The 13,694-nt window shown below is 74.0% G+C and carries 10 protein-coding genes; all 10 read right to left on the reverse strand.

The window, feature by feature from the left end:
• Nucleotides 1-1,119 (reverse strand): cell division protein FtsZ (ftsZ, locus tag ABD296_RS46535; RefSeq protein WP_344283906.1); only part of this gene is annotated, 1,119 nt, incomplete at its 3' end.
• Nucleotides 1,120-1,628: 509 nt separating this feature from the next.
• Complete coding sequence (locus ABD296_RS46540; protein ID WP_344283910.1) at nucleotides 1,629-2,390, reverse strand: cell division protein FtsQ/DivIB; 762 nt, start codon at nucleotides 2,388-2,390, stop codon at nucleotides 1,629-1,631.
• Nucleotides 2,391-2,476: 86 nt separating this feature from the next.
• Nucleotides 2,477-3,886 (reverse strand): UDP-N-acetylmuramate--L-alanine ligase, encoded by a 1,410-nt coding sequence (murC, locus tag ABD296_RS46545; RefSeq protein ID WP_344283912.1) that lies wholly within the window; start codon nucleotides 3,884-3,886, stop codon nucleotides 2,477-2,479.
• Nucleotides 3,883-4,977 (reverse strand): undecaprenyldiphospho-muramoylpentapeptide beta-N-acetylglucosaminyltransferase, encoded by a 1,095-nt coding sequence (murG, locus tag ABD296_RS46550; RefSeq protein ID WP_344283916.1) that lies wholly within the window; start codon nucleotides 4,975-4,977, stop codon nucleotides 3,883-3,885. The genes murC and murG overlap by 4 nt, the downstream gene beginning before the upstream one ends.
• Before the next feature lie 124 nt (nucleotides 4,978-5,101).
• Nucleotides 5,102-6,358, reverse strand: coding sequence for a putative lipid II flippase FtsW (gene ftsW, locus ABD296_RS46555; RefSeq protein WP_344283918.1), 1,257 nt, complete (start codon nucleotides 6,356-6,358; stop codon nucleotides 5,102-5,104).
• Complete coding sequence (gene murD, locus ABD296_RS46560; RefSeq protein ID WP_344283921.1) at nucleotides 6,355-7,785, reverse strand: UDP-N-acetylmuramoyl-L-alanine--D-glutamate ligase; 1,431 nt, start codon at nucleotides 7,783-7,785, stop codon at nucleotides 6,355-6,357. Before murD ends, ftsW begins: the two co-directional genes overlap by 4 nt.
• A complete protein-coding gene (mraY, locus tag ABD296_RS46565) occupies nucleotides 7,767-8,825 on the reverse strand; it encodes a phospho-N-acetylmuramoyl-pentapeptide-transferase (protein ID WP_344283924.1) in 1,059 nt (352 codons plus the stop codon). The genes murD and mraY overlap by 19 nt, the downstream gene beginning before the upstream one ends.
• Nucleotides 8,822-10,216, reverse strand: a complete 1,395-nt coding sequence (locus ABD296_RS46570; RefSeq protein WP_344283927.1) for a UDP-N-acetylmuramoyl-tripeptide--D-alanyl-D-alanine ligase — start codon at nucleotides 10,214-10,216, stop codon at nucleotides 8,822-8,824. The genes mraY and ABD296_RS46570 overlap by 4 nt, the downstream gene beginning before the upstream one ends.
• Nucleotides 10,217-10,234: 18 nt before the next feature.
• A complete protein-coding gene (locus ABD296_RS46575; protein WP_344283930.1) occupies nucleotides 10,235-11,806 on the reverse strand; it encodes a UDP-N-acetylmuramoyl-L-alanyl-D-glutamate--2,6-diaminopimelate ligase in 1,572 nt (523 codons plus the stop codon).
• An 81-nt stretch (nucleotides 11,807-11,887) separates the two neighbouring features.
• Entirely contained in the window at nucleotides 11,888-13,600 is a 1,713-nt protein-coding gene (locus ABD296_RS46580; RefSeq protein ID WP_455363880.1) for a peptidoglycan D,D-transpeptidase FtsI family protein, read from the reverse strand.
• Nucleotides 13,601-13,694: the final 94 nt, after the last annotated feature.

The raw sequence follows: 13,694 nt of genomic DNA on the forward strand, positions 1-13,694 counted from the left end.
GGCGGCCTGCGCGACCGACTGCGCCGGCGCGGACGGCTGCGGGGCGCCGTCGGAGCGCCCGACCCGGCTCGGGATCGGGTTGGCCGTCGTCGGCGGCGCGGCGGGCGGCGGGACCGGGCGGGGCGGCGGCGCGACCCGCTTGGCCTCCGGTTCGGGGGCCGGCTTGGCGGGGCGGCCCTCGTCGAAGCCGGCGGCGATCACGGTGACCCGCACCTCGTCGCCGAGCGCGTCGTCGATGACAGCGCCGAAGATGATGTTGGCGTCCGGGGCGGCGGCGTTGGAGACGAGCTGCGCCGCCTCGTTGATCTCGAACAGGCCGAGGTCGGAGCCGCCGGAGATGGACAGCAGCACGCCGTGCGCGCCGTCGATGCTGGCCTCCAGCAGCGGGCTGGAGATCGCCATCTCGGCGGCGGCCACGCTGCGGTCGTCGCCGCGCGCCGAGCCGATGCCCATCAGCGCCGAGCCGGCGCCGGACATCACGGACTTGACGTCGGCGAAGTCGAGGTTGATCAGGCCCGGCGTGGTGATCAGGTCGGTGATGCCCTGGACACCGGACAGGAGCACCTGGTCGGCGGCCTTGAACGCGTCCAGCACGCTGACCTGCCGGTCGGAGATCGACAGCAGCCGGTCGTTGGGGATCACGATGAGGGTGTCGACCTCGTCGCGCAGCGTCTCGATGCCGGCCTCGGCCTGCATCGCGCGGCGCTTGCCCTCGAAGCTGAACGGGCGGGTGACCACGCCGATCGTCAGGGCGCCGAGCGAGCGGGCGATGTTGGCGACCACGGGCGCGCCGCCGGTGCCGGTCCCGCCGCCCTCGCCGGCGGTGACGAAGACCATGTCGGCCCCCTTGAGGACCTCCTCGATCTCCTCCCGGTGGTCCTCGGCGGCCTTGCGGCCGACGTCCGGGTTCGCCCCGGCGCCGAGGCCCCGGGTGAGCTCGCGGCCCACGTCCAGCTTCACGTCGGCGTCACTCATCAGCAGCGCCTGGGCGTCCGTGTTGATCGCGATGAACTCGACGCCCTTGAGTCCCTCCTCGATCATCCGGTTGACGGCGTTGACGCCGCCGCCGCCGATGCCGACGACCTTGATGACCGCGAGGTAGTTCTGCGGTGCTGCCACGACGAGGGGCCTTTCCGCTCGCTCTATCCGACCCGCCGGTCCGGTCTGCCGACCGTCCGCCGCGGAGTTTCCTGACCTGTGTGCATTTCCGGCGCGAGCCGGGGGGCGGAACCGATCGCCGATCCGAACCACCCTCAACCCTCACCCTCAACTTGAGGCTTATAGTTATGTCAACCTGAGGACTGATACGGACAGTAGGGCGGCCTTACCGCCAGGGTCAACTAACCTCCCCCGAACTCCACCGGCGTGTCGCACTGGGCACGGGTTTGCCCTGGTTGGCGACGGACGTGTCCGCCACCTGCCGCTCAGTGCACCGCCGCCCGCCCTCCGGTCCGTCCAGGCCGGCCGAACTCCGGCCGACCGTTCCAGCGTGCCCCATCGGCCGCCCGGAATCGCCCCGACACACGCACCGGACTCGAACGGCTTGACATTCGGCCGCCGGCTCCGTGCTCCCCAAGTGCTCCCCCGGTGCTCCCCCGAGCGGTCTCCCGAGGGCTACACCGCCTGCCTCACCGGGTGATGAGGACCTCCGGCGAGCTCACGTCGACGCTGTGCAGGGACCGTCCCGCCGCGGTGCGCTCCAGGGACTCCAGTAGCCTGATCTTCTCGTCGGCGCGCTCCGCCGGCCCCCACGTCACCGTCAGGCCGCCCTTGAGGTGCAGCTTCACCGACTCCGGGTCGGCCGCCTCCACCTGCGTGACCCGGCCGCGCAGCCGTTCGGGCAGGCCGGTCAGCACCTTGAGGGCCGCGAGCGTCGCCGGGTCGGACGGGCCGGCCGAGGCGACGGCGAGCTCCGGGAGCCCCGCCGGGCGCGACGCCCCGTCCGCCACGGTCACCCCGTGCCGGTCGACGCGCTCGTAGCGGCCGCCGCGCTCCAGCGTCGCCACCGGGACGCGCTCGCGGACGACGATCCGGACCGTCGCGGGCCAGTCCCGCCGGACCTCGGCGGACTCCACCTCGCGGAGCCGCTCCACCCGCGCCCGGATCTCGCCGGTGTCCAGCCGGGCCATCGGGACGCCGAGCCGGATCCCGGCGGCGGCGGCGATCCGGTCGCGCGGCGCCAGCGCGGCGCCGCTCACCTCGACGTGCCGCACCACCAGCAGCTTCGACCCCAGCAGCACCCAGCCGACGGCGCCCAGCACGGCGACCACCAGGAGGGCGACGAAGATCACTTTCCAGCGGCCCGGGCGGGTCCGCGTCGGGGCGGTCTCCGGTCCGGCCGCCGGGTCCTCGTTCCCGGTCTCCCGTTGGTCCGTCCGCGCCTCGGTCATGACCCCAGCTTGACAGTGATCGGCGCGCGGACCGCCGATCCCGCGGGCGGCGGCGTGTCCCGGCGGGCCGGGAGCGCCCGCGCGCCTCAGCGGGACGCGAGCCGCTCCAGGATCACCGGGCCGAGCGCGGTCACGTCGCCCGCGCCCAGTGTGATCACGACGTCGCCGGGCCGCGCCAGCCCGGCCACCAGGCCCGGGACCTCGTCGCGGACGGGCGCGTAGACGGTCTCGGTGCCGGCCGGGACGGCGTCGGCGACGAGCGCGCCCGTCACGCCGGGTTCGGGGTCCTCGCGGGCGCCGTAGACGTCGAGCACGACGGCGACGTCGGCCAGGCCGAGCGCGGCGCCGAACTCGGCGGCGAAGAACCGGGTGCGGCTGTACAGGTGCGGCTGGAACACCGCGACGATCCGGCCCGCCTCCTGCTTCTCCCCCAGGTAGTCGCGGGTGGCGTCCAGGTCGGCGGTCAGCTCGGTCGGGTGGTGGGCGTAGCTGTCGAACACCTCGGTGCCGCCCGCCTCGCCCTTGCGCTCCAGCCGCCGCATCGCGCCGCCGAACGCCGCCAGCCCCTCGCGCACGGCCGCGTCGTCCATGTCCAGCGACTGCGCCACCGCGACGACGGCGGCGGCGTTGAGCGCGTTGTGGCGCCCCGGGACGGCGAGCGCCACCTCGCCGACGCCCTCGATCGTGAACCGGGAGCCGAGACCGCGCGGGGTGAACCCGGTGACCCGCAGGTCGGCGCCCTCCGCCTCCCCGTAGGTCCGGACGGTCAGCCCGCGCGCCCGCGCCCGCTCCGCCAGCTCCATCGCGACGGGGTCGTCGGCGCCGGCGACGAGCGTCCCGCCCGGCTCGACCCGGTCGACGAACCGGGCGAAGTTCTCCTTCACCATGTCGAAGCCGCCGTAGTTGTCGAGGTGGTCGGCCTCGACGTTGGTGACGACCGCGATGTGCGGGGTGTACATGAGGAACGAGCCGTCGCTCTCGTCGGCCTCGGCGACGAACACGTCGCCGGTGCCCTCGTCGGCGCCGAGCCCGGTGGTGACCAGCTGCCCGCCGATGCAGTAGGACGGGTCGGCGCCCGCGTGCTGCAGCGCGACCGTCAGCATCGACGTCGTGGTCGTCTTGCCGTGCGTGCCGGCGACGGCGACGGCGCGCCGCCCGGCCATCAGCGAGGCGAGCGCCGCCGAGCGGTGCAGCACCCGCAGCCCGCGCTCGCGGGCGGCGACCAGCTCGGGGTTGGCCTCGCGGATCGCGGTGGACACCACGACGGTGTCGGCGTCGCCGACGTGCGCGGCGTCGTGCCCGACGAACACCTTCGCGCCGAGGTCGCCGAGCTGGCCGAGCAGCTCGGAGTCGCGCGCGTCGCTGCCGGACACGGCGAGGCCGCGCCGCAGCATGATCCGGGCGATGCCGGACATGCCGGCCCCGCCGATGGCGATGAAGTGGACCCGGCCGAGCTCGCCGGCCGGGACCACCTCGCACGGGTCGATCAGGCTCATCGGGCGGCGCCCGCCGCGCGGACCACGTCGTAGACCATCCGGGCCAGCGCGACGTCGGCGTCCCGGCGGCCCATCCGCCCCGCCGCCTCGGACATGTGCGCGACCCGTCCCGGGTCGGCCAGCACCGGCAGCAGGTTGCGGGCGATCCAGTCGGGCGACAGCTCGGCGTTGTCGACCAGCATCCCGCCGCCGGCCGCGACGATCGGCTCGGCGTTCAGCCGCTGCTCGCCGTTGCCGATCGGCAGCGGCACGTACACCGCGGGCAGCGCGACCGCCGCCAGCTCGGCGCAGGTCATCGCGCCCGCGCGGCACATCGCCATGTCGGCGGCGGCGTAGGCGAGGTCCATCCGGTCGCAGTAGGGGATGGTGACGTACTGCGGGCCGCCCTGCACCGGCTCGGGCTCCTCGGTGTTCTTCGGCCCGACGATGTGCAGCACCTGGATGCCGGCCTGCCGGAAGTAGGGGGCGGCGGCCACCGCGGCCTGGTTGAGGGAGCGGGCGCCCTGCGACCCGCCGAAGATCAGCAGGGTGGGCAGGTCGGGCAGCAGGCCGAAGTAGGAGCGGGCCTTGTCGCCCATCGCGAGCCGGTCCAGCGCGGCGATCTCGCGGCGCAGCGGGATGCCGACGAAGGTGGCGTTCGGCAGCGGCGAGTCCTGGTGGGAGACCGCGACGTGGTCGGTGAAGCGGGCGCCGAGCTTGTTGGCCAGGCCCGGCTTGGGGTTGGCCTCGTGCACGATGATCGGCACCTTGCGCTTGCGCGCGGCCAGGTAGCCGGGGGTCGCGACGTAGCCGCCGAACCCGACCAGGACGTCGGCGCGGGCCTGGTCGAGGACGTTCGCCGCCGCGTTGATCGCGCCGCGCAGCCGGCCCGGGACCGACAGCAGCTGGGGGGTCAGCGTGCGCGGCAGCGGGACCGGCGGGATCAGCGCGAGCTCGTAGCCGCGCTGCGGCACCAGCCGGGTCTCCAGGCCCCGTTCGGTGCCCAGGCAGACGATCCCGGTGTTGGGGTCGTTGCGGCGCAGCGCGTCGGCGAGAGCCAGTGCGGGCTCGATGTGTCCGGCGGTGCCGCCGCCGGCCAGGACAACCCTCATGCTCGTTGACAACTCCTCAGCGTGTTCGACGTGTCGGGTGCCGCCCGCTCGCGTGCCGCCCGTCCCGCACTCGGCGCGTGCGGGGCCGCGGACGCCGGGTCGCCGGCACCCCGGCGGGGGGATTTCAGCGCCGTGCCGGTCGAAGCCAGCTTAGAGCCCTCACGACCGGTCCGGGGCCGCGTGCGGACAGTGCCTGCCGCGCGCCGGGCTCGCGTTTGGCGAACGCCAGCAGCATGCCGAGCGCGATCAGCGTCGGGATCAGCGCGGACCCGCCGTAGGACACCAGCGGCAGCGGGATGCCGGTGATGGGCAGCACCCCGATCACGGCGCCGATGTTGACGATGGCCTGCACCACCAGCCAGGCGGTCGCGCCGGCGGCGGCGAGCCGGGTGAAGGGGTCCTTGACCCGGCGGGCGATGCGCAGCCCGGCGTAGGCCAGCAGACCGAACAGCCCGAGCACGACGAGGGTGCCGACCAGGCCGAACTCCTCCCCGACGATCGCGAAGATGAAGTCGGTCTCGGCGTGCGGCAGGTAGTCCCACTTGGCGCGGCCCTCCCCCAGGCCGGTGCCGAACAGCCCGCCGGAGGCGACCGCGAACAGCCCCTGGATGCCCTGGTAGTTGCTGGTCAGCCGGTTGCCGGCCGGGTCGAGGAAGCCGGTGAGCCGCTGCATCCGGTACGGCTCGACGACGATCAGGATCGACACCAGCAGGCAGACCAGCCCGGCGATCCCGACGAACAGCCGGCCGGGCGCGCCGACCACCCACAGCAGCGCCAGGAAGATCGTCAGCAGCACCAGCGTGGTGCCGAGGTCGTTGCCGAGCATCACCAGCAGCACCAGCACCCCGGCGCCCGGCAGCAGCGGCACCAGCAGCGGGCGCCACTCGGTGAGCTGGCCGAGCCGCTCCTTGCGGGCCAGCAGGTCGGCGCCCCACAGCACCAGCGCGAGCTTGGCGGGCTCGGACGGCTGGATCTGGACGGGCCCGAGGTCGATCCAGCGGGTCGCGCCGCCCGCGCTGCGGCCGAGGCCGGGGATCAGCACCATCGCCAGCGCGACGATCGACAGCAGCAGCAGGGGGTAGGCCAGCGCGCGGAACGTCTTGACCGGCAGCCGGGACGCCAGCCACATCAGCGGCAGCCCGATCACCATCCACACGGCCTGCTTCTGGAACAGCGTGTAGGCGGACCCGGTCTCCTGCAGCTGCTTGACCGACGACGCCGACAGCACCATGGTCAGGCCGAGCGCCAGCAGCATCACCGAGCAGCTCAGCACCAGGTAGTAGGAGGTGAGGGGGCGGTCGAGCAGGCCGACGGCGGCGGCCACCTGCTCGCGCGGCCCCGCCCGGCGCGTCCGTTCCTCTTCGGCCGGTACGGCGGTCATGAGGCCCGCGGGTCTCCGGCGGCGGCGAGGCGCCCGACCGAGGCGATGAACGCCTCGCCGCGGGCGGGGTAGTTGGCGAACATGTCGAACGAGGCCCCGACGGGGGCGAGCAGCACGGTGTCGCCGGGGCGGGCGAGCCCGGCTGCTGCGGTGACGACGCGGTCCATCGCCCCAGTGTCGGTGTCGGCGACGTCCACGACCGGGACATCGGCGGCGTGTCGCGCGAGTGCCTCGGCGATCCGGTGCCGGTCGCGTCCCATCAGGACCACGCCGCGCAGCCGCCCGGCGCAGGTGCGGACCAGGTCGTCGACGTCCAGGCCCTTGAGGAGGCCGCCGGCGATCCACACGATGGACTCGTAGGCGGCCAGGGACGCGGCGGCGGCGTGCGGCTGGGTGGCCTTGGAGTCGTTGACGTAGGCGACGCCGGCGACGTCGGCGACGTGCTGGATGCGGTGCGGGTCGGGCACGAAGGAGCGCAGCCCCTCCCGGACGGCCTCGGGCGGCACCCCGAAGGCCCGCGCGAGGCCCGCCGCCGCGAGCGCGTTGGCGACGTTGTGCGGCGCGAACGGCCGGACGTCGTCCAGCGCGGCCAGTTCGGCGGCCTCGGATGCCGGGTCGGCGGTGAACGCGCGGTCGACCAGCAGGTCCTCGACGACGCCGAGCTCGCCGGGGCGCGGCATCCGCAGCGTGAACCCGGCGCGCCGTTCGACGCCCTCGGCGCGCTCGGCGAGGGCCGCGGAGGTGTCGTCGTCGGCGTTGTAGACCGCGACGGTGCCCGGCGCGAAGATCTTCGCCTTGGCGCCGACGTAGGCGTCCATGGAGCCGTGCCAGTCGAGGTGGTCGGGCGCGATGTTCAGCACGGTCGCCGCCATCGGCGCCACCGAGCCGGACCAGTGCAGCTGGTAGCTCGACAGCTCCACCGCCAGCACGTCGTACGGCTCCGCCACCGCCTCGACGATCGGCGTCCCGACGTTGCCGACGGCGAGGGCCTTGTGCCCGGCCGCCGTCAGCATGCAGGCCAGCATCCGCACGACGGTCGTCTTGCCGTCGGTCCCCGTGATGGCCAGCCACGGCGCAGCGCCCTCGGGACGCAGCCGCCAGGCCAGTTCCACCTCGCCGATGATCTCGATGCCGGCCGCGGCGGCCGCGGCGAGCAGCGGCGCGTCCGGCCGCCATCCCGGCGAGGTGACGACCAGGCCGGTGCCGTCCGGGAGCGCGTCGCCGTCGCCGAGCCGCACCGCGACACCGCGCTCCTCCAGCTCGGCGGCGTGCGTCCGCTGCTCGTCGCCGTCGCGGGCGTCCACGATGGTGACGCGGGCGCCGCGCGCGGCCAGCGCGCGGGCCGCGGCCCGGCCGGAGACGCCGAGCCCGGCGACGCAGACGGCGAGGCCGTCCCAGGGACCTGTCGTCACTTCTTGGGCATCCATTCCAGGTAGAAGAGGCCGATGCCGATCCCGACGAACAGCGCCGACATCAGCCAGAACCGGACGACGATGGTGGTCTCCGCCCAGCCGGACAGCTCGAAGTGGTGCTGCAGCGGAGCCATCTTGAACACCCGTTTCTTGGTCATCTTGAAGCCGCCGACCTGGATGATCACCGACAGGGTGATCATCACGATCAGGCCGCACAGGATGGCCAGCAGGAACTGGGTGCGGGTGAGGATCGCGAGCCCGACCAGCACGCCGCCGAGGGCCAGCGAGCCGGTGTCGCCCATGAAGATCTTCGCGGGCGGGGCGTTCCACCACAGGAAGCCGAACACGCCGCCGAGCACGGCCGCGGCCACCACCGCGAGGTCCAGCGGGTCGCGCACGTTGTAGCAGTTGGGGGCGAGGGCCGCGGCGCAGGAGTTGCGCAGCTGCCAGTTGCCGATGACCACGTAGGCCGCCAGCACCATGCCGGCCGGGCCGGCGGCCAGGCCGTCCAGGCCGTCGGTCAGGTTCACGCCGTTGGACATCGCGGCGATCAGCAGCAGCGCCCAGACGACGAACAGGTAGGGGCCGATCGAGGGGCCGAAGTCGCGCAGGAAGGACAGGTGGGGGTCGGCGGGGGTGATGTCGTAGCCGTTGGGGAAGTTGAGCGAGGCGACCGCGAAGACCACCCCGACCAGGATGATCCCGATCATCTTGGCGCCGCTGCGCAGGCCGAGGCTGCGCTGCTTGAACACCTTGATGAAGTCGTCGACGAAGCCGACGAAGCCGAGGCCGGTCATCAGGAACAGCACCAGCACGCCCGAGATCGTCGGGGCCTCGCCGGTGAACAGGTGCGCGACCGCGTAGCCGACGAGCGACCCGACGATGAAGACGGTGCCGCCCATGGTGGGGGTGCCGCGCTTGGTGAGGTGGGCCTCGGGGCCCTCGTCCCGGATCATCTGGCCGTAGCCCAGCCGGTTGACGATCCGGATCCACACCGGGGTGCCCACCATGACGAAGACCAGCGCGACCCCGGCCGCGATGAGGATGTTGGTCATCGACCGGCCCGCCCGTCCGGCGCCAGCAGCGCCTCGGCGACCCGTTCCAGGCCGGTCACCCGGGAGCCCTTCACCAGCACGACGTCCCGCGGCGCTAGCCGCTCGCTGAGCGCGGCCACCGCCGCGCCGACGTCATCCACCTGCACGCACTCTCCCGTCCATGACGCCACCTGCGCGGCGCCCTCGCCTATCGCCGCCGCGTTCGCGCCGACGACGACGAGGCCGTCCAGCCCGCTGCGCGCGGCATGCCGCCCGATCCTGGCATGTTCCGCGGCGGACGAACCGCCCAGTTCGGCCATCTCGCCCAGTACCGCGAACGCGCGCCGGCCGCGGGCCATGTGCGCGAGCACGTCGATCGCGGCCCGCGTCGAGTCGGGGTTGGCGTTGTAGGCGTCGTTGACCACCGTCACCCCGTCGGCCCGCTCGGTGACCTCCATCCGCCACCGGCTGGCCGGCTCCGCCTCCGACAGTCCCGCCGCGATCTCCTCCACCGGCAGGCCCGCCGCCCGCGCCGCCGCCGCGGCCGCCAGCGCGTTCGCGACCGCGTGCGACCCGTACAGCCGCAGCGCGACCGGCGCCGAGCCCTCCGGCGTCACCAGCGTGAACCGGGCCCGGCCCTGCTCGTCGAGCGCCTCGTCCACCGCGCGGACGGCGGCGCCCTCCGACCGTCCGAACGTCACCACCTCGCCCGCCGTGCGCGACGCCATCGCGCTCACCAGGGGGTCGTCGGCGTTGAGCACGGCGGTGCCGCCCGGACTCAGCGCCTCCACCATCTCGCCCTTCGCCTTCGCGATCATCTCGCGGCCACCGAACTCGCCCAGGTGCGCGGTGCCGACGTTCAGCACCACGCCGACGTCCGGGCGCGCGATCCGGGTGAGGTAGGCGATGTGGCCGACGCCGCGGGCGCCCATCTCCAGCACCAGGTGCCGGGTGGCCGCGTCGGCGCGCAGCACCGTCAGCGGCAGCCCGATCTCGTTGTTGAACGAGCCGGGCGGCCACACCGTCGGCCCGGCGCGCCCGACGAGCTGCGCGATCAGGTCCTTGGTGGAGGTCTTGCCCGCCGAGCCGGTCACCGCGATGACGGTCGTGTCCGGCAGCCGCGCCAGCACGCCGCGGGCCAGCCGGCCGAGCGCCTCCTGCACGTCGTCGACGAGCACCGCCGGGCCGCCCACCGGGCGCTGCGCCAGGACCGCGGCGGCCCCGGCCTCCAGCGCGGCGGCGGCGAACGCGTGCCCGTCCGCGCGCTCGCCCTTGAACGCCGCGAACAGCGCCCCGGGCACCACGGCCCGGGAGTCGACGACCACGGGGCCGCCGGCCACGGCGTCCGGGGGCGCCCCGTCGACGGTGCCCCCGGTGATCTCCGCGATCGCCGACAGCGGAAGTGGGATCACGCCTGCGTCCCGTCCCCTCTACTTCTCTTCCCGAAGCGCGGCACGGCGCAGCGCCTCCCGGACGACCTCGCGGTCGTCGAACGGCTGCACCTCGCCGGCCGCGTACTGGCCCTGCTCGTGCCCCTTGCCCGCGACGACGAGGACGTCGCCGCGGCGGGCCCGGCCGACGGCCAGTTCGATGGCGGCGGCGCGGTCGGGCTCCACGACGATGTGCGCCCGGTGCCGCTGCGGCACCTTGAGCCCGCCCTCGACCATAGCGGCGAGGATCGCCAGCGGATCTTCGGACCTCGGGTTGTCGTTGGTGAAATACGCCATGTCGGCCAGCCGCGCCGCCGCCTCGCCCATCAGCGGCCGCTTGCCGCGGTCGCGGTCGCCGCCGCAGCCGAGCACCACCGCGAGGTCGCCCTCGGTGACCGGGCGCAGCGCGTTCAGCACCGCCTCCACGGCGCCGGGCTTGTGCGAGTAGTCGACCAGCGCGACGAAGTCCTGCCCCTCGTCGATGCGCTCCAGCCGCCCGGGGACGCCCTCCAGCGACGCGACGCCGCGCACCGCGTCCGGCAGCCCGATCCCCGCCTCGACCAGCGCGACGATCGCGGCGAGCGCGTTGGCCACGTTGTAGCCCCCGGCGAGCCGCACCGAGCCGTCGGCCTCGACGCCGCCCGGCCCGACAACGCGGAACACGCTGCCGTCCGCGCCGACCCGCACGTCCTCGGCCCGCCAGTCCGCCGCCGGGTCGCCGGACGCCGAGAACGTCGTCATCGGGATCGTGGCGATCCCCAGCAGCTCGCGGCCGTAGTGGTCGTCGAGGTTCACCACGCCGACCCGCGCGTACTCCGGCGTGAACAGCCTCGCCTTCGCCAGGAAGTAGTCCTGCATGGTCGGGTGGTAGTCCAGGTGGTCCTGGGACAGGTTCGTGAAGACGGCGACCTCGTAGTGGGCGCCGCCGACCCGGCCCTGCACCAGCGCGTGGCTGGACACCTCCATCGCGGCGGCGCCGACGCCGCGCTCGCGCATCATCGCCAGCAGCGCGTGCAGGTCGGTGGCCTCCGGCGTGGTCAGCGCGCTCGGCACCCGCTCGTCGGCGACCCGGATCTCCACGCCGCCGACCAGGCCGGTCGTGACGCCGGCCTCGTGCAGCCCCGCCTCCACCAGGAACGCCGTGGTGCTCTTGCCGCTGGTGCCGGTGATGCCGATGAGCGTGAGGTCGCGCCCCGGCTCCCCGTACACCCAGGCGGCCGCGTCGCCGAGCCGCGCCCGGACGTCGGCGACCACCAGCACCGGCAGGCCGGTCGCGGCGGCGCGGTCGCGGCCGGCGGGGTCGGTGAGGATCGCGGCCGCGCCCGACGCGGCGGCCTGCGCGGAGAACTCGGCGCCGTGCGTGCGGGTGCCGGGCAGCGCCGCGTACACGTCGCCGGGCCGCACCGCCCGCGAGTCGTGCGTGATGCCGGTGACCCGGACGCCCGCGAACCCGGTGCCCTCGAATCCCGTGCCCTCGAACCCGGTGCCGCCCCTGCGCGCGCCGTCCCGCCCGATCCCGAGAGTCGCCGCGAGCCCGTCCAGCGGACGGGCCTGTGTGGTGGTCGGGCGCATGGCGGTTCTTTCGGTGCCGGTGGGACGGGAACGCTGGGAAACGGATGGTGGACTCACGGCGAGTGAGGGTACTCGCTGCGGTCAGTCTCGGGCGTAGATCTTGGTGATCGGCGGTTCGCTCCCCGTCGGCGGGATCTTCTCGGACTGCAGCGCGAAGCTCATCACGTCGCGGAACACGGGCGCGGCGACGTCGCCACCATAGTGGCTGCCCCGCTTGGGGTCCTGCAGGACGACCTGGACGACCAGACGCGGGTCGTCGGCGGGCGCGAACCCGGCGAACGACGCCGTGTAGCCCTTGTAGCAGCTGCAACCGGCGTCGAAGCGCTGCGCGGTGCCGGTCTTGCCCGCCACCCGGTAGCCCTTGATCTGCGCCTTCGGCGCGGTGCCCGCGGCGGTGATGACGCCCTCCAGCATGTCGCTGATCTGCCGGGCGGTGCCCTGGCTGATCACCTGCTTGCGCTGCGGCGCGGGCGCGGCGGTGAACTTGTCGTTCGGCCCGACGGTCCCCTCCACCAGGGTCGGGGCGACGCGGACGCCGCCGTTGGCGATGGTCGCGTAGACGCTCGCCATCTGCACCGCGTTGACCGACACGGTCTGCCCGAACGCGATCGGGTACCGGTCGGTGCCCGACCACTTCGACGGCGGGTTGAGCAGCCCCGCCGTCTCCCCCGGCAGCGGCAGGCCGGTCTTCTGCCCGAACCCGAAGTCCCGCAGCGTCTGGTAGAGCTGCTCCTCGCTGATGGTCTGGCTGGCCAGGATGGTGCCGACGTTGCTGGACTTGGCCAGCACCCCGGCGAACGTCAGGTGCTGCACGGCGTGCGGCTCGGAGTCGTGGAACTCCACGTCGTACTTGCGGATCTTGTCCGGGACGGTGAAGGGGGTCTGCGGGGTGACGCCGCCGTGCTCCATGACGGCCGCGGCGGTGACGACCTTGCCGGTGCTTCCCGGCTCGTAGGCGTCCTGCACCACCGGGCTTCCCCACAGGTCCCGGTCGCCCTTCGTCACGTGGTTGGGGTCGTAGCCGGGCGCCGACGCCATCGCCAGCAGCCGCCCGGTGCGCGGGTCCATCACGATGGCGGTGCCGCCGCGCGCGCCGGTCGCCTTGACCTGCTTCTCGATCGCCTCCTGCGCCTTGAACTGCAGGTCCTGCTGGAGGGTGAGCCGGACGCCGCGGCCGGGCACCGGCGGCTTCTTCTGGTCCTCGCCCATGGGGATGTGCTGCCCCTCGAGGCTGATCTCCACGCGCTGCCAGCCGTCGTGCCCGGACAGCACGCCGTCCTGCGTGCTCTCCAGCCCGGCCGCGCCCTGTCCCGCACCGTTCACGAAACCTATGACGCTCGCGGCCAGCGAACCGTTGGGATACTCCCGGCGATATTCCGGCAAAGTCCCGATGCCCTGGAAGTTCCACGAGGTGATGAGGCGGGCCTGCTCGGGGGTGACGCCGTGCGCCAGGTAGACGAACTGGGTGCCCTTCTTGCTGATCGCCTTCAACACCGAGGACGGGTTCAGGCCGAGCGTCGGGGCGAGGGCGTTGACGATCGCCTGCCGCTTGTCCGGCTTGATGACGTACGGGTCGGCGGTGATCGCGCGGGCCTCCACCGTCATGGCGAGCGCGTTGCCCTGCGCGTCGGTGATGGCGCCGCGCACCGCGGGCAGCGTCAGCTTCTTCAGCCGCTGCTCCATCGCCTGCGCGCTGTACTTGCCCGACTCGATCGTCTGCAGCTGGACGAGGCGCCCCGCGAACAGCGACAGCACGAACGCCACCACGAGCAGCCCGGCGTTCAGCCGCTTCATCGGGTCGCGGCGGTGGAAGGGGACGCGCGGCCTGCGCGGGGGACGCGGCGGACGCGGCGGACGGCCGGAGCCGCCGCCCGGGCGCGGGCCGCGC

This window comes from Actinomadura napierensis (assembly GCF_039529375.1).
GTDB lineage: Bacteria > Actinomycetota > Actinomycetes > Streptosporangiales > Streptosporangiaceae > Spirillospora > Spirillospora napierensis.